Source organism: Butyricicoccus sp., assembly GCF_977037065.1.
Map to the genome: position 1 here is coordinate 1 of NZ_CDRQNY010000023.1, position 24,215 is coordinate 24,215.

A 24,215-nucleotide genomic window follows, 5' to 3' on the forward strand; every position below is an offset into this window, starting at 1 on the left:
ATGCAAGAACGAGAGAGGAACTGTACCAGAAGGAACAGGAAGCGATCCAGCAGATTGAGAACAAGACGTATCGCCGCAGTACACCTACAGTGGAGGAGTATTGCGAGAAATGGCTGCTGATGCAGTCAGCACAGATCAGGATGACAACGCTGATTGACTATACATCGAAAGTGAAGAACTACATCATCAAGCCCTTGGGCGATATGCATATGGGAGATGTAACAGCGGATGACATTCGCCTGGCACTGTTGGCGGAGAGAAGAAATCCTCGGACTGAAATGGGATTCGGTGTATCTTGATTGCGAGGCTCCGTACCTTACTGTTCGGAGAGCCTGGCATACGGAGCATAATCGTCTGGTGATTCTGACAGAGCTGAAAACAAAGGCAGCGCATCGGAATGTCCCTCTGCCGGACAATCTTCTGGAATGTCTGAAAGAGGCGAAGAAGACATCGACATCGGATTATGTGGTTGCAAATCGGGATGGAGACCCTTTGTCCTATACGCAGTTCAAGAGATTATGGCAGTATATCGTAACCCGTACCACCAGGGAACGTTGCTATTACCGCTATGAAGATGGCAAGAGGGTAAAGCATACGGTGAAGCCGGTTCTGGGGCAAAAGGCGGCACACAATGGAAATGTGGTTTACAGTCTGGACTTTGAGGTGACTCCGCATCAGCTGCGGCACACTTATATTACGAATCTGATTCATGCTTCGGTTGATCCGAAGACGGTTCAGTATCTTGCCGGTCATGAAAGCAGCAAGATCACCATGGATATTTACGCCAAGGTGAAATATAATCGCCCAGAGCAGCTCGCAGGAGTGCTGGAAGATGCTTTTGCATCGTGGGATCAAGAGTAAATCAGGAAAAACTTAGGGCAGGGATGGCCATCAAAATCACTGCCCTTTTTACATACATGCGACATCCTTGAAGGAAGTGATGTACGCCGTGATAATAAAAGTGACAACACGCAATGTATGAAGATAGACGAGGAGGAGAACACATGGCTAAAGGGAAAAAGCGTCCTGCCGAACTTCCGGAATACGGAACAGAACAGACTGCTATTTTGCTGGATAGCATTCGTGAGCTTCCGCCGTATGTATTCGTGATGATTGGCTTGTACGCGGGATTGCGTAGAGAAGAGATTCTTGGACTTCAATGGGACTGTGTATTCCTGGATGAAAAAACGCCGTACATTTCGGTAAGGCGTGCATGGCATGTGGAAGGCGGTAAGCCGGTAGTCAACACACTTTTGAAGACACTGTCAGCAAAACGAGATGTTCCGATTCCCAAATGCTTGGTAGCCTGTCTCAAGGAAGCAAAGGAAAAATCAGAATCGGAATATGTGATCTCGGACAGGAATGGTAACGCTTTGGCTGAATCCCAGTTCGTGAGGGTATGGAAGTACATAGCAGTTCGTTCTACCGCAGAACGCTGTTATTACACCTATGTAAATGGACAGTCCATCAAGCATAGAATAAAGCCAAGGCTTGGTGAGCATCAGCCGAACAATCCCAAGCTGGTGTATACGATGGACTTCAAGGTGACTCCGCACATGCTGCGGCACACCTACATCACCAGTCTGATTTACAAAGGTGTTGATCCTAAGACGGTGCAGTATCTGGCAGGCCATGAGAACAGCAAAGCGACTATGGACATCTATGCGAAAGTCAAGTATAATAAACCTGAGGAATTGAGCAGCGTTGTGAATGCAGCATTCGGGATGCGTTAAACTACACCCAAAATTTCGAGATTTCGTGGGTTTACCTATGGGTTTACTGAGAGAGGAAAGCCCGAAAACCCGCATGAATACTGGACTTTTCGGATCAAGGGCAGGTGAGTACGGTCTCAAAGCCGCTCGTCGTGCACCGCAGTTCTCCAAGCGCTAATCATATATTCGTGCTTTCAAAGTGCAGAAAACGCAAGTTTTCTGCACTTTTTCTTTATTTTCGGACAAAACAGTATATATGCAGAATTGCAATGCAAAACATGAGAAACATGTGCTTTTCTCATCAATAAAACCGTGCTGCAATAGAAGCAGACAAAAAAACGAAACAGAGAATGCACATGGCAAAGACAAAACGCTCGATCGATATACTGCACGGACCGCTGAACGGCAAACTCCCGGCGCGATTGTCGGCCGGCTGATCAGCCTGTCGCCTGGTCTGTTCATGGTGCTTGGTACCTGTACGCTGCTGTAACCGATCAAAACCTGTATCCCGTCAAAAACCAGCTGTTTCACCGGTCGTTTTTTGTACGCCGCGACTAACCCTCCCACTGGACGAATGCACAAAAATATGCTACAATTCAATATAGATATTTATACGGAGGTGTCGTGCGATGCACAGTACCAGAAAGGTCAAGGATGATCTCATTTATGTTGGCGGCAGCGACCGCCGCCTGAGCCGCTTTGAAAATTTGTTCCCGATTCCCAAGGGGGTATCCTATAACAGCTATGTGCTGCTGGATGAGAAAACCGTGCTGTTTGACACGGCGGACGAGTCCATCAGCCGTCAGTATATCGAAAACGTCGTTCACGCGCTGAACGGCCGTCCGCTGGACTACATGGTCGTTCAGCACATGGAGCCGGATCACTGTGCGATGATCGACGATATGCTGCGCCGCTATCCGGAGGCGAAGATGGTATGCAGTGCCAAGGCGGTCGGCATGTTTGCCCAGTTCTACGGAACGGACGTTGCCGCGCGTGCGCTGGTCGTCAAGGAAGGCGACAAGCTGTCCACGGGCGAGCATACGCTGCACTTTGTCATGGCACCGATGGTGCACTGGCCGGAGGTCATGGTCACCTACGACGAGAAGGATAAGATCCTGTTCTCCGCTGATGCATTCGGCACATTCGGCGCACTGGCGGGCAACATTTTCGATGACGAGATCACGTTCGACGCCACATGGATGAACGATGCCCGCCGTTACTACACCAACATTGTCGGCAAGTACGGCGTACAGGTGCAGACGCTGCTTAAGAAGGCAGCATCGCTCGATATTGAGATGATCTGCCCGCTGCATGGTCCGATCTGGCACAAGGATCTCGGCCTGCTGCTGGAGAAGTACCAGAAGTGGAGCACCTACGAGCCGGAGGATAAGACGGTCATGATCGCCTATGCGACCATGTACGGCAACACCGAGAACGCCGCAAACGTGCTCGCAGGTATGCTGGCTGACAAGGGTGTGAAGAATATCGCGATGTACGACGTGTCCGAGACCGATGTTTCCGAGCTGGTAGCCGAGAGTTTCCGCTGCAGCCATCTGGTGCTCGCCGCGCCGACCTATAACAGCGGCATTCAGCCGAAGATGGAGGCATATCTGGCCGATATCAAGGCGCTTAACCTGCAGAACCGCACGGTTGCCGTCATTGACAACGGCACCTGGGCCGCTACTGCGGGCAAGCAGATGATCGGCATGCTCGAGGGCATGAAGAACATGACCATCCTCGAGAACCCGATCTCCATCAAGTCTGCCCTGGCAGAGAATCAGCTCGGCGCACTCGAAGCACTGGCTGACGAGCTGGCAAAGCAGGTAAACGGTTAAGGCAATACCGCATAATTGAACAAGAGCGATTTGCGAGCAAATTTTGTGTACTAACGAGGCGCGGTTTTGCAGTAATACTTAATGTATTACTGTGAAATCGCAACAAAGTCAGGACACAAAATTTCCGCAAAGCGCCGCAGCTTTAATTGTGCGGTGTTGCCTTAATAATCAAATACCGGCGGCTGTCGCAATGCGGCAGCCGTTTTGCTGTATATGCAGGGGAGAGCGGCGAGGAAAAATGCCCTCCCTTCCTTTATGAAATGTATACGAAATTGATGATGTTATAGAGAAAACCCGGATTTGTCCAAGCAAACAGCAGGGAAAAGTGAAAGAGCGTCAGCGGTGCGGAACGAATGCATCTCCCGGTTTACTGTTTTCCACGGAAAGACAGGGCAAAGTGGCATGAAAAAAACGCATGAAAGCACAAAAATTTTGTGCGAACAGTGAAAAATTAAAAATTTTGTGAAATCCGGTTAAAAATATGTTGCATAATGCGTTAATAGTGCTATTATAGTACAAGGGTTGAAACAACCGCCACAATATCTAAAGTATAGAGAAATACATCAGGAGAAGAAACGAGGAATTTTTATGCTTCGGTTTTTGGAGAGCATGCAGTGGGTGCTGTTCATTTTCTTTACTGCGGCGTATGCGTACCAGATCTTTTACCTTCTGGTTGGCTTGTGGGGCAAGCAGCGCGGCGGCGTAGAAAATGCAGAGCTGCACCGTTACGCGGCGATCATTTCGGCACGCAATGAGTCCGCCGTTATCGGCAGACTGATCCGCACCTTGAAGGAGCAGGATTATCCGTCAGAGCTGCTTGATGTCATTGTTGTTGCAGATAACTGCACGGACAATACCGCTGAGGTAGCGCGCAGCGCCGGTGCGATCGTGTACGAGCGATTTAATAAGGTGCAGGTCGGCAAGGGTTACGCGCTGGACTATCTGTTCAAGCGTATTTTCGAGGAGCAGGGTGAGGATGCATACGACGCGTTTTTCGTATTCGATGCGGACAACATCGTAGATCCGCAGTTCGTCCGTGAGATGAACAAGATGTACGATACCGGCGAGTATTCCGCACTGACCAGCTATCGCAATTCGCAGAACTTCTGCGCGAACTGGATCTCCGCAGGCTATGCGCTGTGGTTCCTGCGTGAGTCGCGCTTCCTGAACCGCCCGAGAACCCGTCTGGGTGTCAACTGTGCGGTTTCCGGCACCGGTTTTCTGATTTCGGCTGATGTGCTCCGCGAGGAAGGCGGCTGGAATTATCATCTGCTGACCGAGGATATCGAGTTCTCCATCGCCAGTGCGGTCCGCGGCCGTAAGATCGGCTACTGCGGCAATGCCATCATCTACGATGAGCAGCCGGAGCATTTCCGCCAGTCGTGGGATCAGCGTCTGCGCTGGAGCAAGGGCTTCTATCAGGTGGACGCAAAGTATACCGGCGCACTGCTGCGCGGCTGTACGCGCGGCGGCAAGGCGGGCATGTCCTGCTATGATATGCTGATGACAGTTGCACCGTGCAACCTTGTTACCATCGGCTCGCTGCTGCTGGCCGTACTCCTGTGCGTGACCAGCTTCGCACAGCCGGCATACATTACATACCGCGTTATGCGTATGCTTGGCCGTATTCTGATGCTGACCGTGCGCGGCATTACGTTCAGCCTGTTTGCCTTCGGCGCGGTGACGATGATCGCCGAGTGGAAGCGCATCGCAGGTCCGGCGTGGAAAAAGGTGCTGTATACCTTTACCTTCCCGTTCTTCATGCTCACCTATGTTCCGATCTCGATCGCCGCTCTGGTCGGCAAGGTCGAGTGGAAGCCGATCCAGCATGGCATCGCCAAGGTGCAGGAGGAGCGCGAGAGCGCGTAATTGAATCAAAACAGCCGCAGGGTGTCTGCGGCTGTTTTCTTTTGCTTTTTCGAGGATTTATAATGTGAACCATAATATCATGTTATATTGTAGGGCGGCATGACCTCATGCCGCTGTTTTTTACCATTTGCAGATGTGTAATCGCAGGGGAGCGCAGTGTGCTCCCGCAGTGCGAATGAAACCTGTGCATAGAAGAATGACCGTATTCATTTAACGATACCGTGGGCGCACAATGTGCACCCCTACGGTTACAATGGTGCAAATCATTTACAGACGGCGGGGTGAGGGTATCTCGTCCTACGGATATTATATAAAATGGTGTCCGTGGTAGTTTGCGATATGGTTTTCGTCAGAAGCGGTGCGCCGAGGTCGTACCCTAGGGCACCTTCTCTTGCCCTTCGGGCAATTCACCTTGTGCCGCGCCTGCGGAGATGAAACCGCCTGTGTAGCAGCAAGGTATCTGACATTGCGAATAGTTATAGAACGACACGAAAGAAAAAATCCTCTGCCGTTCTCCTTTTCACAGCGGTCACCGGTCTCTGGCTTGCACCAGATTATCTTAGGAAAGGGGAGAAAATCAGAGGGTGGAAACCATTGGTGTCTACCCTCTTGCGCCCCTGCCGGGGAGGCAGGATTCTCTTGCTTCGCAAGCGAAAACCCTAATTTCTGGAATGATAACGAAAACCCGCTCAAACGCCGCACAATCGACTTTGCAAATTTGCTGTATAGTTTTGAACCGATCCGTCAAAAATCCATCACACGCGATTCTGACGCGAAATACAAAACGAAAACCGATGCCATCCATGTCTGCAACCGTAAAACCGCTCAAACAGGCAGAAAAAAAGAGCCGTGCTTTCGCACAGCTCTTCAAAAATTTACTTCAGCAGATATACATTTGCGTACTGCACGCCAAGCTCGTTTGCACGCTCGTGAGTGCTTACTGCAATGTCGATCTTGTTGCCCTTGATCGCTTCGCCGGTGTCCTCAGCGATGAACACGCCGTAGCCCTCGATGAATACGCGGCTGCCGAGCGGAATGACAGACGGGTCAACTGCGATCGTGCGGCCTTCGGTCAGGGTGGTGCCGGTAGCGGTCAGTGCCAGATTGTTGCCGTTGCATTCAACGCACGGATCGTAGAAGGTCAGTTTATAATTGCCAAGCGCAGTTGCATTTGCCTTGATGGCATCGCTTGCCAGATACGTTGTGGAGTAAGCTACCGGACGGGCAGTGGCTGCACTTGCGACCAGCTGGTTGTAAGCGGTCTTGGTTGCAGCGGCCTTGATCTCAGCTTCCTTCTTAGCTGCTTCTTCAGCGGCCTTTTTGGCAGCCTCAGCCTTAGCCTTCTTAGCAGCGTCCTCCTGCGCCTTCTTGGCAGCATCCTGCTGTGCCTTGAGTGCGGAAGCCTTTGCCTTCGCCATAGCCTGCTGTGCGTTGGAGATTTCGGCAGAGGTGAGCACCGTGCCGACAGAATGGTTCAGAGTGGAAGAGAGTACCGCAGTCGGCTGCTCCAGTGCAGCAGCGCCGAAGGTTGCCATCGAGCCTACCGTGAAGGTTGCCGCGAGGAACATGGCAGCATGCTTACGCAGAGAAATAGACATTTGTGTTACGCTCCTAAAAGTCAGGTGAAAACGCAGCGGGAACACTTCCCGCGCCACCGGAAAAACCGATGTTGTTTTCTGGGTTGTTACTGTTTTGTTTACGTTCTGTTTCCGAACTGTAACAAATCATACTGCATCCTCTCCGATTTGTCAAACGGTTTCATAGAATTTTGTGCACATTTCACAGAGTTTATCGCTGGATTTCGTTAATCTGTATGGCATAATTGGGCGAAAATACGGTTTTTTACGGTTAGCCGTGTAAAACGCACATCGGCGGCTTTGTTACAAACCGCAGGGATCGAAAAGGAAGTCTGCCCGGTTTGACCGGTCATTATGCAGGACACGCAGAATGGGTAAAACAGCGGGACACTGTGCATAAATAGTATATAGGTAAATTGGCTGTTTCGACGAAGCCGTACAGAGCGCTTTGGTGACTGGCTCTTTACAATTCTGCTGAGCTGTGGTATATTAAAAATAAGTGTTTGCAGTCCGTGTGGGAATGCGCTGTGCCATTTACAGCGAAAACGGACCGCATCCTTCACATGTGGATAAAGACAGACGGGATCGCATGGTCTGCCTTTTCAGAAAAGCGGAAACGACATCCGCGTACATATAATAAACAACAATCAGATAAAGGAAAGTGATAATACTATTATGAAGGAAAAACTGAAGATCATACCGCTCGGCGGTCTGAACGAGATCGGTAAGAACATGACGGTGATCGAGTACGGCAATGACATCGTAGTTATCGACTGCGGCGTTGCCTTTCCGGATGACGACATGCTGGGCGTTGACCTGGTCATTCCGGATACAACGTACCTCAAGCGCAACCTGAACAAGCTGCGCGGCTATGTGATCACCCACGGACATGAGGACCATATCGGCGCTATTCCGTATGTTCTGCGCGAGTGCAACGCACCGATCTACGCGACCCGACTGACCTGCGGCATCATCGAGACTAAGCTGTCCGAGCATAAGATGCCCCAGAAGGTCAAGATGAACCGCGTGCGCGCCGGTGATACGATTAAGCTCGGCTGCTTCAAGATCGAGTTTATCCACACCAACCACTCCATTGCGGATTCGGTTGCGCTGGCGATCACCACGCCGTTGGGCACCATCCTGCACACGGGCGACTTCAAGATTGACCTGACGCCGGTTTCCGGTGAGATGATCGACCTTGTCCGCATCGGTGAGCTGGGCAAGAAGGGACTGCTTGCGCTGATGAGCGACTCGACCAACGTCGAGCGTCCGGGCTACACGCCGAGTGAGAAAATCGTCGGCAAATCGCTCGAGAAATTTATCATGGAGAGCGACCAGCGCATCATCATTGCAACGTTCGCGTCCAATGTATCGCGTCTGCAGCAGATTCTCGACATTGCCGCCAAGGCAGGACGCAAGGTAGCCGTCTGCGGCCGAAGCATGGAGAAGATCTCCAAGGTTTCGATGGAGCTGGGTTATCTGAAGGATTCCGGCAAGGTCATGATCGACATTTCCGAGATCAAGCGCTACGCGCGCAGCCAGCTGATCATCGTATCCACCGGCTCTCAGGGTGAGACCATGTCCGCGCTGTACCGTATGGCGTACGGCAGCCACAAGCAGGTGGAGGTCAATTCCGGCGACCGTATCCTGATCGCAGCGTCTGCTATCCCGGGCAACGAGAAGTCGATCAACAACATGGTCAACGAGCTGTACAAGCAGGGCGCTGAGGTCATTTACGACCGTTCGGCAGCCATCCATGTTTCCGGCCATGCCTGCCAGGAGGATCTTAAGCTGATGCTCGGTCTGTGCAAGCCGAAGTACTTCATTCCCGTACACGGCGAGTACCGCATGCTCGTGCAGCATGCCGGTCTGGCACGCGAGATGGGTGTCAACCCGAAGAACATTCTCGTCAGTGAGATCGGCCGTCCGATCGAGATCAGCGAAAATTCGGCTCGTCTGGGTAATTCCGTGCCGGCCGGCCGTCTGCTGGTAGACGGTCTGGGCATCGGTGATGTCGGCACTGCCGTTCTGCGTGACCGCAAGCATCTGTCCGAGGACGGTCTGCTGGTTATCGTTGTCACGGTTGACGCAACGACCGGCGTTGTCATTGCGGGTCCGGATATCGTATCGCGCGGTTTCGTTTACGTCAAGGAAGCCGAGGCTCTCATGGAGGAGCTGCGTACTATTTCGCAGATGGCGCTCGACCGTTGCTCGGTAGAGAATCTGCGTGACTGGAACAGCCTGAAATCTGCCATCAAGGGCGATGTAAGTGATTACCTGTTCAAGAAGACCAAGCGCAGTCCGATGGTTCTGCCGATCATCATGGAAATCTAAATGTAAGCCAGATAAGAAAAGACACCGATTTTTTCGGTGTCTTTTTTCATATAAGCCCTATCATTAACCTTTATACATGCCGATCTTGCACAGCTCTTTAATCATATCCGGCACGGTCTGACCGGCAATCTCGAGCCGCTCTGCGGCGCCGGGTTTCTCCTCAGAGAACGTATCCCATGCGGTGACAAGATGTCCGGTCGGCTCCATGCCGTACTTTTTCAGCAGGGGAACGAAACGCTTTGCGGTCTCACTGTAAATGGACAGAACCTTGTACTTCTGTACGAAAAGCTCCTCCTCGGTGGTCAGAGAGCCAATGGCGAATGCCGAAAGACCGTCCTGATACAGCAGCTCGCCGTAGCCGTCTAAAATCATGGTCAGCTGCTTTTTCGTCATGCCGTCCAGATACCAGACCTCATCGCTTTCCGCATCCGGATGGATGGCAAGGAACAGCGGCTCGTCCAGCTCGGCGTAGAACGAATGAACAAAGTCGCTCAGCTTCTCAAAGCTGAGGTTTGCGGTGATGGTGTTGCCGTCCAGCTCGTACTGCTCGGACAGCTTTTCGGGGAACGGAACGGTCACGCCTGCAGCGGTTTGAAACATAGAAATATCTCCTTATATATAATGTATAAAAATGCGGTTTACAGTCGAATGCTGATCTCGCCCGAGGACAGGGCATTCACCTGTCCGTCTGCGGTTTTCACCAGCAGATGTGCATTCTCGTCCAGTCCGATGCACTCGGCTTCGTAGCGGCCTGCCGGACTGCTGACCGTTACCGGACGGTTAATGCAGCACAGTCGTTCGCGGTACTGCTCAAGCAGCTCGGGTTCCTTGCCCTGCTCGAGCAGCAGGTACACATCCTCGAAGTGGTTGAGGACAGCGGCGGCCAGTTCGGCTCTGCGGGGCGGCTTGCCGAAGTCACTGATGGCACCCGCGACCGCCTGTACTTCCTCGGGCCACGCCGGATTGGGCTGCAGATTGATGCCGATGCCGACCACAAGCGAGCTTACCGTGCCGGTTTCACCCTCGATCGTCGCTTCCGTGAGGATGCCGCACAGTTTGCGTCCGTTCATCAGCACGTCGTTCACCCATTTGATTTGCGGCGTGAAGCCAGCTGTCTGCTCAATGGCGCGCACGACCGCGATCGCCGCCGAAATGGTGACGAACGACAGGTGCGACAGCGGCAGTGTCGGATGCAGCAGGATGGTCATGTACACGCCGGTGTCGGCAGGGGAGACGAACGTGCGTCCGAGCCGTCCGCGCCCGCCGGTCTGCTCCTCGGCAAACAGCGTGAAGCCGTGCTTTCTGCCGAGATACTGCTCCTTCATCGTTGTGTTGGACGAGGTAAGCGACGGCTCGACCAGGATTTCGCGTCCGATGACCGCGGTATCGAGCAGTGCGTCAATGCCTGCGGCGGTCAGGCTGTCGTCATCCAAGGCCAGGCGATAGCCTTCTCCGGTCACGGCGTCAATGGCAAGGCCGCTCTCGCGCAGTGCAGCGATCGCCTTGTGCACCGCCGCACGGGATACGCCAAGCTGCTCGGCGAGCCGTCCGCCGGAAAGGCGGGTGCCTCGTGCCTGTTCGAGTGCCTGCAAAACGGCGTCCTTCACGGTCAATTCGATCATCTCCATCATTAAAATGCTAATCTCTATTGTAAACGAAAAAAGAAGATAGTACAATACTATCATGCAAAACAATGGGCGGCATAACGGAAAATCCATGCCGCAATGGAGGAAAATACCTTGAAGACCAAGCAAGAGATACTGACCGCGCTTGCACATAGCGGCGACGATAAGCTGCTGCTGGCAGGACTGCTTGACAAGGAGCAGACGTGTGAGCAGCGCGGTTATCTGACCCATACCAAGTTCCTCGACCTCAAGCAGCGGGCGCTGTGCACGGATGCGGTGCGCCTTGCCGGAGCGACCGGTCATGCACTGTTCTGGGGCGGCTATGAGGACGCGGAACGCGGGATCTATCTGTTTTATCCGGATTACATGGATGCCGAGAGCGCAAAGCTGTCCGCTCCGCTGGCGCTGCTGCGCGCCCGCAAGCGCAGGGAGGACACGCTCACGCACCGCGACTACCTCGGTTCGCTGATGGGCCTGCAGATCGACCGTTCGGTGGTCGGTGACATTCTCGTGCACGAGGAAGGCGCAGACATCATCGTGCTCGAGGATATGGCGGAGTTCATCCTCATGCACTTCGCCAAAGCGGGCCGCAAACAGCTTTCGCTGACACGCGAGGATCTCAGCGACCTGAAGCATGCGGCAGTCGAGGAAAAACGGGGGACCGGTTCGGTGGTGTCGCCCAGACTGGACAGCGTAGCCGCTCTGATTTTTGGCCTGCCGCGCAAGGACGCACAGGCGAGGATCGAGAAGGGACTGGTGTTCGTCAACAACACACCCTGTATGAAGCCGGAGCACCAGATTACGGAAGGCGACCGTCTGACTGTGCGCGGCGTCGGCCGTGCGCGCGTGGAGGCGTTCGGCGGTACGAGCCGTAAAGGACGAATTTTCCTCGAATATGTCCGAAATGCGTAAATATTGGCAGAATGTGTCCGGCAAAGCCTGTTGTCAACTCTCATTGTCTATGTTATACTTTAGGCAATACCAAACGATTAAAGCTGCGGCGCTTTACGGAAATTTTGTGTCCTGATGTCGTTGTGATTTTTTGCAATACCTCGTATTGCTGCAAAACCACGCCTAATCAGTACGCAAAATTTGCTCGTAAATCGCTCTTGTTCAATCATTTGGTATTGCCTGTAACCCACATACGAGGTGTATCTTATGAAAAAACGTTTATTATCTGCATTCCTGTGTGCGGCGATGCTGGCAACGATGATACCGGCAGCATTTGCCTCCGATCTGGACGGACACTGGAGCAAAAACTTTATCGAATATCTGGATGATGAGGGCATCATCAATCCGAGTGCGACCACCGGCAAGTACGAGCCGGAGCGCAAGGTCACTCGTGCGGAGTTTATGCGTTATGTCAACCGCGCGTTTCACTTCACAGAGAAGGCAAGCATTTCGTACAGCGATGTGCAGTCCAACTCGTGGTACTACGACACGGTGCGCATTGCCGAGAAGTACGGCTACATCAACGGCACCGGCAACGGCAGGATGAATCCGGAGGGTTATGTCACCCGTGAGCAGGCGGCGGTTATCCTCGGACGGCTGTACAAGGCCGATCCGGGCAATGTAAAACCGGCAAACCTGTCTTTTAAGGATAAGGCGAAGGTTGCAACGTGGTCGGCAGGCTACGTCAAGGCGGCTGTGGACAAGGGCATCATCACCGGCTACAAGGATAACACCTTCAAGCCGACCAAGGTCATCACCCGCGCAGAGCTGGCGAAGATCCTGTACTATTACCTTGGAACCTCGCTTTCGACGGCCGGCAAAGCCTATACCGGCTCCGACCTCAAGAGCGATACCGCGAACGTCACCATCTCGGAAAGCTGCACGCTGTCCGATGCGACGATCGACGGCGATCTGTACCTGACCGAAGGTCTAGCCTCGGATGCGGTACAGCTGAATGACGTGTACGTCAAGGGTACGATCATCGTAGCCGGCGGCGCGGTAACAATGACGAATACAATGAGCGACCACATCGTTGTGTCCTCGCCTATGGGTCGCCTGCTGCAGGTTACTGCGGCAGGCGCCGCTCGTTTTCCGAACACGGAGGTCCGCAGCACAGCGGTGCTCTACGAGAAAAAGCTGACCACCGCAGGCTATGAAGGCTTCGCGGATGTAAAAATAAACGGCGATAAGAAGGTTTCGCTGACGCTGGATGCGGATATCAATCATCTGGAGCTGGATACCGAATCCACGGTTTCCACCACCGCGAATGCGTCGGTCTACCGCATGACCGCCAGCAAGCCTGCATCTGTCACCGGCTACGGCACGATCTATCAGGCGGATATCAAGAGCAGCGGCGTGAGTTTTGCCAGCAGCGTGCAGGTCTCCGGCTACACGATCGCAAACGGCGTGACCGCCACCGCAGGCGGGCAGACGCTCACGGGCAGCGTGACGGCGGCTGTTTCGCCGGAAAGCATAGCGGTCGATCTGAATAACCTCTCTGCACTGGGCAAAAATGTTGCAGTTACCGTTCCGAATGGGCTGAAAATCCAGAAGATTGAAAATAACGGCGCACCTCTTGCCGCAGGCACGGACTATACGCAGACCTCGACCGGAGCCGCCATCAGCGCGGACTGGCTGGGCAGGCTGCCGCGCGGAAGCTACAAGCTGACGCTGACGCTCTCGGACGGCAAAACGGCAGCAATCGCCATTGCGGTTACCGATTCTTCGGTGAGCGAAAATGTGCAGAATGCGTCTTTTGACCGCTATTACAAGTCGGAAAAGTACGCGGATGTGCACACACGTCTGAGCGGCGCCAATACCTCGGAGGATATCCGGGATGTGGTGCTCGGTCTGTCGAGCATCGACTACACGTTCGATTCCTCGACGCGTTCGCTCATCCTGCCGCGCGGTGTGCTGGCGCAGCTTCGAGCGGGCAGCTACACCATCAGCGTTGAGCTGAAAAACGGCAAGACCGAGGCATTCACCCTGACCGTGCGCGATTCCGCACCGACCGGCGAAAGCTGGGCGGTCGAGGAGTACAACACGTTCTCGCCGAGCGAACCGAAGTTCACGCTGCCGCTGACGCGCACAAGCGTGCGTACGGTGACCGTGCAGAACAACGGCGTGACCGAAACGCTCAGCGCAGGCAGCGATTACACGATCAGCGGTCAGACGCTGACGCTGAAAAAGTCTGCGCTCGAGCGTTACCGCAAGGACGGTACGGCTGTCGTATTCAGCGCCGATCTGGCGGACGGCACGACTTATGCCCTCGTTATCGACTATGTAAAGCGAAAGTAACTTCTTGTAAAGGAGCGTGATGAAATGAAAAAGGCAGCAGGCTTTATCGTTTTACTGATTTTCATGACGGGATTGATCGGCTGCAGTGGAAAAACGGTCAAGCTGGACTTACCGTTTACAGCCGATGATGTGGAAAGTGCTGTAATGTATCATTTCGAGGGCGTTCCTATAGAGGCAGAGAAGAAAATCGTTACAGAAAAAGATGATATCAAAGCGCTGTACGAGCGGCTGGAAGGTCTGCCGCTCAAAGATAAGACGATAGATGATAGCGGTGACGGAGGAGATGTGACCAGTTTTCGGTTTCAGCTTTCGGACGGGACCGACTATGAACTGCTCTATGTCTGCAGCGGCGTGAAAAACGGCTATCTGGCTTCGCAGACAGGCGGATTTCGCTATTTCACACGTGCGGATATCGGCGCCTGCTGGAATGGCTTGAATCAAGAGTTTATGGCAGAACCTGCCGATCAGAGCGAACTGCCGGGATATGATCCGACATAAAGGCATAAAAACCCTCCGTATGAAACCATACGGAGGGTTTTCTCTATCTTACGGGCACGCTCAGCGCTCACACTTCCAGAAATACGCCGAGTACGGCGGCAATTCACTTCCACCGCCGAAGTCGTGCATTTCTCCGGTAATGAGGTCCGCAGCACGGCCGCAGCGTGCGTCAAAGTGTGCGTGGTACGGCTGCTCGTCAATGTTTACGGCAACGAGCACGCGTTCGCCGTCTGTCTCGCGCTCCCAGATGCACTGCTTGTTGGTGAGCACAAGCTGCTTGAAGCCGCCGTAGCAAAGCGCGCGGCTTTCACGGTGCGCCTTCGCCATTGCGGTGATACGGGTGGTCAGGTCGTTCACGATCGGCTGCTCGAACGAGGGGCGCAGAGCGTCATCGCCGTCCTGCTTTTTGCCCTCGGCGCCCCATTCGCTGCCGTAGTAGATGCACGGAATGCCGGGCATGCCGAACAGCAGCGCGTAGATCAGCGGCAGATGCGCCGGATTCTGCAGAATGGACGCAACGCGCGTGACGTCATGGTTATCCACAAACGAAAGCAGGTGCTTGCCTTTATACAGCGTCCAGTTTTCCGGACCGAACTGGCGCAGCAGCGAATGCGTGATCTCAAACAGGTTGTAGCTGTTCATCGAGGAATACAGACCCTTGTAGCACTCGTAATTCGTGCAGGAGTGCAGCATGCCGTCTCCGACAAACTGGTTGTAATCGCCGTGGAGCAGTTCGCCGACGAGGAAAAAGTCGGGCGAGAGCGAGTCGCAGAAGCCGCGCAGCGCACGGATGAAATCCTTGTCGAGACAGTACGCCACGTCCAGCCGCAGACCGTCAATGCCGAATTCGTCCTTCCACTGGCGGATACACTCGAAAATGTGGTGCTGCACATCCGGATGGCGCAGATTGAGCTTTACCAGCTCGAAATGACCTTCCCAGCCCTCGTACCAGAAGCCGTCATTGTAGTTTGAATTGCCGTCAAAGGAGATGTGGAACCAGTCCTTGTAGGGGGAATTCCATTTTTTCTCCTGCACATCCTTGAACGCCCAGAAACCGCGTCCGACGTGATTGAATACGCCATCCAGCACAACTTTGATGCCGTGCTCGTGCAGCATTTTGCAGACGGCGGCGAAATCCTCGTTGGTGCCGAGACGGCAGTCCACCTTGCGAAAATCGCGGGTGTCGTAGCCGTGGCTGTCGGATTCAAAAATCGGGGAGAAGTATACGGCATTGCAGCCGAGCGACGCGATATGCTCCGCCCAGTCGCTGACCTTGCGGATGCGCGGAACGGTCACGCCGTCGTTTACGCGCGGCGCACCGCAGAAGCCGATGGGATAGATCTGATAAAATACGCTTTCGTATGCCCACATGAAAAACACTCCTTTACAGCGGGTGGCATTTTCAGTATAATAAAAGTGAATAAGAAATGCAAGCGATTTGTGATAAAAATTATGCAAGATGGCGATAAAATGCGAAAAAATTCTTATGTTGCGGGATTGGGGATTTGTCTGCTTTTATGCGCTTGCGGTCAGCAAAAGCCGATTAGATTGCTTGCCGACGCAGAAATTGTGTCCACAGACAGCCGAAATCAAACAATCACTGTGCGGGATGCGGGAGGTATGACAACGAGAAGGCGTAGGCGCAGACCGAGACCGTTCACGCCGAGTCTGTCGAGCGAATGAGACAAAAATCTGCGCAGGATTGAAAAAACACTTGCAATCCGCCACATGATATGATATTATAGTCGAGTAACAATGAACACGGGCATTCCTCTGCTCATTTATGGGTTTACGATGCGGCAAGAATGTCTAAGACGAAAGGAAGACTAAAAAATGGATCTCGTTAAAGTCCTGTCCGAGCAGCAGCTCAAGAGCGATCTGCCCACTCTGAAGATCGGTGATACCGTTAAGGTACACGCAAAGATCAAGGAGGGCAACCGCGAGCGTATTCAGGTATTCGAAGGCATCATCATTGCTAAGAAGCACGCTGGCGTAAACCAGACCGTAACCGTTCGCCGCATTTCTTACGGCGTAGGCGTAGAGAAGACCTTCCCGGTACATTCCCCGAACGTTGCTAAGTTCGAGGTTGTTCGCAGCGGTAAGGTTCGCCGTGCTAAGCTGTACTACCTGCGCGGCCGCGTAGGCAAGGCTGCTAAGATCGCAGAGAAGGTTTAATTCTAACATTACAACCGAACAAAAACGGGGAGCTTTTGCTCTCCGTTTTTTGTTTTCACTTGCGCATACGCTGTATTATCGCTATAATAATATTGTATGCTATCTTTTTGATGGAGGAAATCATAATGCAGCAAACCGAAAATAAAAAGAGTGAGGGACGCTTCTCGAGCGAGCTGTTCGGCTGGGGCGAATCCTTGATGGCTGTTCTGGTGTTCTTCGTGGTCGTATTCACGTTTTTCGTGCGCCTGATCGGCGTGGACGGCATGAGCATGTACCCGACCCTCGAGGATCACAGCATCATGCTGGTAAGCAACCTGAACTATACGCCCGAGCGCGGAGACGTTGTCGTGCTGCGCAAGGAGGGTTTTTACAACAATCAGCCGATCGTCAAGCGCATCATTGCGACCGGCGGCGATACGGTGGACATTGATCCTGTAACCGGCGACGTGAGCGTCAACGGCGAGGTTCTCGATGAGCCGTATATCAACGAAACGATCGACGTACTCGAGCATATGGGCGATCTGACCTATCCGCAGACCGTACCGGAGGGCTGCGTGTTCGTCATGGGCGACAACCGCAATGCCTCTACCGACAGCCGCGACAGCCGTCTCGGCATGGTGGATGAGCGCTACATCCTCGGTCATGTGCAGAGCGTGGTTTTCCCAATCAGCGATTTTGGAACGGTGAAGTAATATGAATATTCAATGGTATCCCGGACATATGACAAAGACCCGCCGGCAGATGGCGGAGTATATCAAGCAGGTGGACGCGGTCTGCGAGGTCGTGGACGCACGCATTCCGCAGGTGTCCCGCAATCCGGATATGGATGAGATTGCAGCAGGCAAGCCGCGCATGATGATCCTCAACCGCATCGACCTGGCCGACCCGAACATGACGGCTGTCTGGGCGAAGCATTTCCGTGAGCAGGGCATGGCGGTCATCCAGACCGACAGCCGCAGCGGCAACGGCACGCAGGCGTTCTCCGGTGCGGTTCGCACGCTGCTGGCGGACAAGATCGCCCAGTGGAACGAAAAGGGTCTGGTCGGCAAGTCCGTCCGCGTGATGGTCGTCGGCATCCCGAATGTGGGCAAATCCACGTTCATCAACCGCATTCTCGGCAGAAAATCTGCCAAGGCGGCAGATCGTCCGGGTGTAACGCGCGGCAGCCAGTGGTTCCGCGTGGAGAGCGGCATTGACCTGCTCGACACCCCGGGCATCCTGTGGCCCAAGTTCGACGATGAGCGCGTCGGTATTCTGCTGGCGTGCACGGGTGCGATCAAGGACGATATTCTGGACGTTGAGACGCTCGGCTGTAAGCTGATGGAGCTGCTCGCAGAACAGGCGCCGCAGACCATCATTGACCGCTACAGCATCGCCATCCCGGAGGAGGAGTGCGATTTCCTCGGTTATGAGCTGCTGCAGCAGGCGGGCAGGCGCCGCGGTTTTCTGCTGCGCGGCGGTGAGATCGACACCGAGCGCATGGCGCGCATCCTGCTCGATGAGTTCCGCGGCGGTGTTCTCGGCCGCATTACGCTCGAGAAGCCGGAATAAACCAACATTTCGAGGGCGAACCGCAGTGTTCGCCCTTGGTTTTAGGAGAGACAAACATGACTTGGGAATACGAAGAAAAAGCATGGGCGAACGGCTACGGCTCGGTGTGCGGCGTGGATGAGGCCGGACGCGGTCCGGTCGCCGGACCGGTGTGCGCTGCTGCGGTCATCCTGCCCGCCGGAATCGTCATCGAGGGGCTGAACGACTCGAAAAAGCTCAGCGAAAAGAAACGAGAGAAGCTGTTCGACGAAATCACGGAAAACGCGCTTGCGTGGTCGGTTTCGCTCGTGGACGAGCGGGTGATCGACGAGATCAATATCCTGCAGGCGACTTACCGCGCGATGAAGCAGGCGGTGGACGGTCTGACACGTCCGGCGGATTTTGTCTATGTGGACGGCAACCGCTCGCAGGGACTCGAGCAGCCGCACGAGTGCGTGGTCTCCGGCGATGCAAAAATCCCGTCTGTTGCGGCAGCGTCCATTATCGCCAAGGTAACGCGAGACCGCCTAATGCGTCAGTTCGCCGAGCAGTACCCGCAGTACGGCTTCGAGAAGCACAAGGGCTACGAGACCAAGGCGCACGATGAGGCCCTGCTCGAACACGGCCCGTGTCCCATCCACCGGATGACGTTTTTGAAGAAATTTTACGAAAAGCATCCGGATGCACCGCGATGAAGGGCGCGTGGGGAGAAAAAGCGGCTCGGCTGTACCTCGAAAAGCGCGGCTGGCACACGGCAGCGACGAATTTCCACACCCGGTTCGGTGAGATTGACATTATCGCGGAGAACGCGCAGTATGTTATCTTTGCGGAGGTCAAGACGCGCAAAAACGCTCGCTACGGTCCGGCGTGCGAAGCCGTCACACCGGCCAAGCAGGCGAAGATCATCGCCGCTGCGCAGGCGTGGCTGCAGGAGCACCCGACCGAAAAGCAGCCGCGGTTTGACGTGATCGAGGTTTACGGCGAGGAAAACGCATCGGTTCCGCCGCGCATCAACCATCTGGAAAACGCCTTTGGAGGGTGAGTATGAAGCTGTTTGATCTGCACTGTGACACCATTTACGAGTGCTGCGAGACAGGGAAACACCTGCGGGAGAACGATTTACATATCAATTATGCAGCAGCGCACAGGTATCAGCCGTATGTGCAGTTTTTCGCGCTGTTCTGCGGCGCGAGACAGCCGTATTCGCCGGAAACGCGCGACTGTCTGCTCGATACGCCCGCCGATGAGCGGTTCGACCGCATGCTGGCAACTGCCAGGCGCGAGTTTGCCGCCAACGCAGACTGGCTGACGTTCTGCCGCTCGGCGGCGGATATTCGGGCGGCTGTGGACAGCGGAAAGGCGGCGGCGCTGCTGTCCATCGAGGGCGCGGAGCTGCTGCCCGACCGGACGGACGCGCTTGACTATGTTTACGACGCCGGTGTGCGTCTTATCACGCTGACATGGAATTACCGCAGCCGATTCGGCTGCCCGTCCGCCATCGACCAGAACGAGGGTCTGACCGAGCTGGGCAAGCAGCTGGTCCGCGACTGCGGCGAGAAGGGGATCATCGTGGACGTGTCGCACCTGTCCGACCGCGGCTTCCGGGACGTGTGCGAGGCAACCGATCGTCCGTTCGTTGCGACGCACAGTGACTCTCGTGTGCTGTGCCGCAACTCGCGCAACCTGACCGATGAGCAGTTCGCTGAGATTGCAAACCGCAGGGGACTGGTCGGCGTCAACCTGTACACGCCGTTCCTCGTGCGGCAGAGCGATTCGGTGATCGATGACGCCATCGACCATATCGAGCGTTTCATCGGCATGTACGGTGAGAAGATAGTGGCTCTTGGCTGCGATTTTGACGGCTGTGATACCCTGCCGATCGGCATTGACGGTCTGGCGGATATGTACCGTCTGGCAGACCGCATGTTGACACTTGGCTACAAGCAGGAAACGGTCGATGGGCTGTTTTATGACAACGCATTCAACTTTATGCAGAAAATGTTGTGACAGGACGGCAGAATTTCCACGGAATTGCCTATTGCCCAAACATACATATTTGCTATACAATAGAAGGAGCAATCAAAACCACTGCGGAGGTTGTAAAAATATGGATTATGTAAGCACAAGAAATAAGGAGCGCAAGGTTTCCGCGGCATACGCCATCGCCAACGGTATCGCACCGGACGGCGGCCTGTACTGCCCGACCGCGTTTCCCGCGCTTACCGACGCGGATTGGAAAACGCTTGCGGAGAGCGATTACAAGGGCCGCTCGGCGCTCATTCTCGGCAAGTTCCTGACCGACTTCACGGCGGAGGAGCTGGCGGACTTTGCGTCCAAGGCTTACGCCGATGAAAAGTTCGGCGGCGCAGATACCGCACCGGTGGTAAAGCTGGGCGAGGGCAAGAACCTGCTCGAGCTGTGGCACGGTCCGACCTGCGCGTTCAAGGATATGGCGCTGCAGATGCTGCCGCACCTGCTCACCGCGTCCCTGCGCAAGACCGGCGAGACCCGTACCGCCTGCATTCTGGTCGCTACCTCGGGTGACACCGGCAAGGCAGCGCTCGACGGCTTCCACGATGTACCGGGCACCAAGATCATGGTGTACTATCCGGTGGACGGTGTATCGCCCATGCAGAAGCTGCAGATGGTAACGCAGGAAGGCAAGAACGTCGAGGTCGTAGCTATCCACGGCAACTTTGACGATGCCCAGAGCGCGGTAAAGCGCATCTTCACCGATGAGGATACCCGCGCAGCGCTCGACAAGGACGGTATGATGCTGTCCTCGGCAAACTCCATCAACTGGGGCCGTCTGGCGCCGCAGATCGCGTACTACGTTTCCGCGTACTGCGATATGGTTGCCGCAGGCACCATTGCACAGGGCGACAAGATCAACGTCTGCGTACCGACGGGCAACTTCGGCAACATCCTTGCGGCATACATCGCCAAGAAGATGGGTCTGCCGGTCAACAAGTTCATCTGCGCGTCCAACCGCAACAACGTGCTGACCGACTTCTTCAAGAAGGGCGGCGAGTACAACCGCAACCGTGATTTCTTCACCACCACGTCTCCGTCGATGGACATCCTGATTTCGTCCAACCTCGAGCGTCTGCTGTTCTTCGCTTCCGACTTTAACGACAAGCTGGTAGCCGAGCTGATGAACAAGCTGAACACCGAGGGCAGCTACAAGGTAGCCGAGGATGTATTCGCCAGGATCGAGGCGGAGTTCGACGCAGGCTGCTGCGATGACAGCCATGCGGCTGATACCATCAACAAGCTGTGGAAGGACGAGAACTACCTGTGCGATACGCACACCGCAGTTGCCGTTCGTGTATACGAGGACTACCGCGCACGCACCGGCGACGAAACGCCGACCGTGATCGCGTCCACCGCGTCTCCGTTCAAGTTCTGCCGCTCGGTCATCGAGGCGCTCGGCGGCACGCTCGAGAACGATGACGTTACCCAGCTGGAGGTGCTCTCTCAGCTGACGGGTGTACCGGCACCCGCTCCGCTTGCCGCTCTGGCAGGCAAGACGCCGCGCTTTGACCGCGTGGTAGACAAGGCCGACATTCTGTCCACCGTCGGTCTGCTCAAGGATCTGTAATGGCGCTCTATACGCTTGCCGATCTGCACCTTGCCGCCGATGTAGCCAAGCCGATGGATATTTTCGGCGGCCGGTGGCAGGGGCACACGGAAAAGATCATCAAAAACTGGCGTGCGCTTGTCGCGCCGGAGGACACCATTGTTTTGGGCGGGGATATTTCGTGGGGCATCAACCTTGCGGAAGCGAAAGGCGATTTTGCGCTGATCGACTCGCTGCCGGGCAAAAAGATCATTTTGAAGGGCAACCACGATCTGTGGTGGGAAACCGCCTCCAAAATGCACCGTTTCTTAGATGAAAACGGATTTACTACCATTGATTTTCTGCATAACAACTGTTTTTTCTATGAAAAGACCGCGCTGTGCGGCACGCGCGGCTGGCCCTTTGAGGAGGACTTCGCCGACCCGCACAACGAGAAGATCTTCAAGCGCGAGCTGCTGCGGCTCGAAGCATCGCTCAAGCTCGGCGCTGCCGCAGACCCGGAGGAGATTCTCTGCTTCCTGCATTATCCGCCGCTTTACGCGTCCTACCGCTGCGGTGAGATCATCGAACTGCTGCATAAGTACGGTGTAAAGCGCTGTATTTACGGACATTTGCACGGGAAAAGCCTGAGTCATGCCGTAACAGGTGAGCAGGAAGGAATAGAATGGAAGCTCGTCTCCGGAGATTTTGTGGATTTTATCCCGATTTTTCTGAAAAAATAGAAAAAACTATGGAAATTCTCAAAATAATCTGGTAGAATGATTTAGATACAATCGAAAGTAAGTAAGGAGATTGGCAACATGGAACTGAAAAACACTGAAAAGCAGGAGCACAGCGTCGTTGCTCTGACTATCGAGATCACCAAGGCTGAGTTTGAAGCAGCTAAGGACAAGGCATTCAAGAAGACCGGCAAGAACATCACCGTTCCGGGCTTCCGCAAGGGCAAGGCACCGCGCAAGATGATCGAGAAGCTGTACGGCGAAGGCGTGTTCTTTGAAGAAGCTTTCAATATCATTTACCCGGATGCTATGGAAATGGCTGTCGAGAAGTCCGGCATCAAGCCGGTCGGCCGTGCAGACGTTGATCTGGGCGACCCGGCAGAAGAGGGCGGCCTGACCATCATCGCCAAGGTACCGGTTGAGCCGGAAGTTGAGCTCGGCGAGTACAAGGGCATCGAGGTTGAGAAGGAGACCGTTAAGGTTCTGCAGGCAGACGTTAAGGCAGAGCTGAACCGCATGGCTCAGCGCAACGCCCGCACCGAGACCGTAGAGCGCAAGGCTAAGAAGAACGATACCGTTGATATCGACTTCGAAGGCTTTGTAGACGGCGTTGCATTCGAGGGCGGCAAGGCAGAGCATCACGAGCTGACTCTGGGCTCCGGCGCATTCATCCCGGGCTTCGAGGATCAGCTGATCGGCTGCAAGGCTGGCGACGAGAAGGACGTAGTTGTTACCTTCCCGGAGGAGTACCACGCTAAGGAGCTGGCAGGCAAGGAAGCTACCTTCAAGTGCAAGGTGCACAAGGTTGAGGAGACCATCCTGCCGGAGATCGACGACGAGTTTGCAAAGGACGTTTCCGACACCTGCGAGACCCTCGACGATCTGAAGAAGGAGATCACCGAGCGCCTGAAGGCAGAGCGTCAGGAAGCTGCTGACAACGCTTTCGAGGAGAAGGTTCTGGACGCTGTAATCGACGGCATGAAGGCTGACATTCCGGCTGCAATGATCGACGCTCAGGTTGACACCATTGTACAGGACTTCGGCTACCGTCTGCAGATGCAGGGCATGGGCCTCGAGCAGTACCTCAAGATGACCGGCACTGAGATGGGCGCATTCCGCGCAATGTTCCAGAGCCAGGCAGAGCGTCAGGTTAAGACCCGTCTGGCACTGCAGAAGGTTGTTGAACTGGAAGGCATTACTGTTTCCGACACGGAACTCGAGGAAGAGTATGCTAAGATGGCAGAGCAGTACAAGATGGAAGTCGAGAAGGTTAAGGCCATCGTATCCAAGGAAGCTCTGGAGGGCGATCTGAAGATCTCGAACGCGCTCGAGTTCATCAAGAAGAACGCCAAGGTTAAGAAGGCAGCAAAGAAGAAGGCTGCTGAGGAGACCACCGAGGAGACCGCAGAGTAATTTCTGCTGATTCCCCAAAGCGCGCAAACAACAGCAAACCAAACGCTTAGCGTTGGTTCATAAGAAAAGCGCGAGCGACGCTCGCGCTTTTTCACCTAT

At 54.5% G+C, this 24,215-nt stretch carries 19 protein-coding genes and 2 pseudogenes; 17 read left to right on the forward strand and 4 right to left on the reverse strand.

The features are described 5' to 3' along the window. The 4 genes and pseudogenes from ACWVX6_RS08525 to ACWVX6_RS08540 form a co-directional block, all read left to right on the forward strand. A pseudogene (locus ACWVX6_RS08525) lies at positions 1-861 on the forward strand (tyrosine-type recombinase/integrase); the annotation flags it as partial. Positions 862-1,049: 188 nt separating this feature from the next. Next, positions 1,050-1,733, forward strand: a pseudogene (locus tag ACWVX6_RS08530) (site-specific integrase); the annotation flags it as partial. Between the two features lie 608 nt (positions 1,734-2,341). Continuing rightward, positions 2,342-3,547 carry an FprA family A-type flavoprotein gene (locus tag ACWVX6_RS08535; RefSeq protein ID WP_455152901.1) on the forward strand — a complete coding sequence of 402 codons (1,206 nt, stop codon included), beginning with the start codon at positions 2,342-2,344 and terminating at the stop codon, positions 3,545-3,547. Between the two features lie 588 nt (positions 3,548-4,135). Beyond that, positions 4,136-5,416 (forward strand): glycosyltransferase family 2 protein, encoded by a 1,281-nt coding sequence (locus tag ACWVX6_RS08540; RefSeq protein ID WP_192924414.1) that lies wholly within the window; start codon positions 4,136-4,138, stop codon positions 5,414-5,416. A gap of 875 nt (positions 5,417-6,291) precedes the next feature. Here ACWVX6_RS08540 and ACWVX6_RS08545 read toward each other — a convergent pair. Then, on the reverse strand, positions 6,292-7,014 hold the full coding sequence (locus tag ACWVX6_RS08545) for a 3D domain-containing protein (RefSeq protein ID WP_455152902.1): 723 nt from the start codon (positions 7,012-7,014) through the stop codon (positions 6,292-6,294). 654 nt (positions 7,015-7,668) lie between these two features. Between ACWVX6_RS08545 and ACWVX6_RS08550 the strand changes: the two genes are divergently transcribed. Beyond that, positions 7,669-9,327, forward strand: coding sequence for a ribonuclease J (locus tag ACWVX6_RS08550; protein WP_110436586.1), 1,659 nt, complete (start codon positions 7,669-7,671; stop codon positions 9,325-9,327). Positions 9,328-9,390: 63 nt separating this feature from the next. Here the strand turns inward: ACWVX6_RS08550 and ACWVX6_RS08555 are convergent, their stop codons facing one another. Further along, entirely contained in the window at positions 9,391-9,927 is a 537-nt protein-coding gene (locus ACWVX6_RS08555; protein ID WP_116704867.1) for a hypothetical protein, read from the reverse strand. A gap of 38 nt (positions 9,928-9,965) precedes the next feature. After that, on the reverse strand, positions 9,966-10,958 hold the full coding sequence (locus ACWVX6_RS08560) for a biotin--[acetyl-CoA-carboxylase] ligase (RefSeq protein ID WP_455152903.1): 993 nt from the start codon (positions 10,956-10,958) through the stop codon (positions 9,966-9,968). A gap of 108 nt (positions 10,959-11,066) precedes the next feature. Between ACWVX6_RS08560 and ACWVX6_RS08565 the strand changes: the two genes are divergently transcribed. The 3 genes from ACWVX6_RS08565 (at position 11,067) to ACWVX6_RS08575 (ending at position 14,699) form a co-directional block, all read left to right on the forward strand. Next, positions 11,067-11,864: a YlmH family RNA-binding protein gene (locus ACWVX6_RS08565; RefSeq protein ID WP_455152904.1), complete on the forward strand. Its 798-nt coding sequence runs from the start codon at positions 11,067-11,069 to the stop codon at positions 11,862-11,864. A gap of 246 nt (positions 11,865-12,110) precedes the next feature. Then, positions 12,111-14,201: an S-layer homology domain-containing protein gene (locus ACWVX6_RS08570; protein WP_455152905.1), complete on the forward strand. Its 2,091-nt coding sequence runs from the start codon at positions 12,111-12,113 to the stop codon at positions 14,199-14,201. Between the two features lie 24 nt (positions 14,202-14,225). Further along, positions 14,226-14,699 (forward strand): hypothetical protein, encoded by a 474-nt coding sequence (locus ACWVX6_RS08575; protein WP_455152906.1) that lies wholly within the window; start codon positions 14,226-14,228, stop codon positions 14,697-14,699. A 60-nt stretch (positions 14,700-14,759) separates the two neighbouring features. On the opposite strand, the gene ACWVX6_RS08580 is transcribed toward ACWVX6_RS08575, so the two are convergent. Then, positions 14,760-16,070 (reverse strand): alpha-amylase family glycosyl hydrolase, encoded by a 1,311-nt coding sequence (locus ACWVX6_RS08580; RefSeq protein ID WP_455152907.1) that lies wholly within the window; start codon positions 16,068-16,070, stop codon positions 14,760-14,762. 462 nt (positions 16,071-16,532) lie between these two features. On the opposite strand from ACWVX6_RS08580, the gene rplS reads away from it, so the two are divergent. The 9 genes from rplS to tig all read left to right on the forward strand — a co-directional run bounded on the left by rplS (position 16,533) and on the right by tig (position 24,116). Further along, positions 16,533-16,874: a 50S ribosomal protein L19 gene (gene rplS / locus ACWVX6_RS08585; protein ID WP_110436593.1), complete on the forward strand. Its 342-nt coding sequence runs from the start codon at positions 16,533-16,535 to the stop codon at positions 16,872-16,874. 125 nt (positions 16,875-16,999) lie between these two features. After that, entirely contained in the window at positions 17,000-17,566 is a 567-nt protein-coding gene (lepB, locus tag ACWVX6_RS08590; protein ID WP_110436594.1) for a signal peptidase I, read from the forward strand. Between the two features lies 1 nt (position 17,567). After that, positions 17,568-18,425 carry a ribosome biogenesis GTPase YlqF gene (gene ylqF, locus ACWVX6_RS08595; protein ID WP_110436595.1) on the forward strand — a complete coding sequence of 286 codons (858 nt, stop codon included), beginning with the start codon at positions 17,568-17,570 and terminating at the stop codon, positions 18,423-18,425. 56 nt (positions 18,426-18,481) lie between these two features. Continuing rightward, on the forward strand, positions 18,482-19,099 hold the full coding sequence (locus ACWVX6_RS08600; protein ID WP_117752253.1) for a ribonuclease HII: 618 nt from the start codon (positions 18,482-18,484) through the stop codon (positions 19,097-19,099). Next, positions 19,096-19,446, forward strand: a complete 351-nt coding sequence (locus ACWVX6_RS08605; RefSeq protein WP_455152908.1) for a YraN family protein — start codon at positions 19,096-19,098, stop codon at positions 19,444-19,446. Before ACWVX6_RS08600 ends, ACWVX6_RS08605 begins: the two co-directional genes overlap by 4 nt. Before the next feature lie 2 nt (positions 19,447-19,448). Continuing rightward, on the forward strand, positions 19,449-20,411 hold the full coding sequence (locus ACWVX6_RS08610) for a dipeptidase (protein ID WP_455152909.1): 963 nt from the start codon (positions 19,449-19,451) through the stop codon (positions 20,409-20,411). A gap of 100 nt (positions 20,412-20,511) precedes the next feature. Then, positions 20,512-22,005 (forward strand): threonine synthase, encoded by a 1,494-nt coding sequence (thrC, locus tag ACWVX6_RS08615; RefSeq protein WP_161273952.1) that lies wholly within the window; start codon positions 20,512-20,514, stop codon positions 22,003-22,005. Further along, the gene (locus tag ACWVX6_RS08620; protein ID WP_116704875.1) at positions 22,005-22,706 is read left to right on the forward strand and encodes a metallophosphoesterase; all 702 of its coding nucleotides are present in this window, start codon (positions 22,005-22,007) and stop codon (positions 22,704-22,706) included. The genes thrC and ACWVX6_RS08620 overlap by 1 nt, the downstream gene beginning before the upstream one ends. A gap of 78 nt (positions 22,707-22,784) precedes the next feature. Continuing rightward, entirely contained in the window at positions 22,785-24,116 is a 1,332-nt protein-coding gene (tig, locus tag ACWVX6_RS08625; RefSeq protein ID WP_455152910.1) for a trigger factor, read from the forward strand. Positions 24,117-24,215 lie beyond the last annotated feature (99 nt).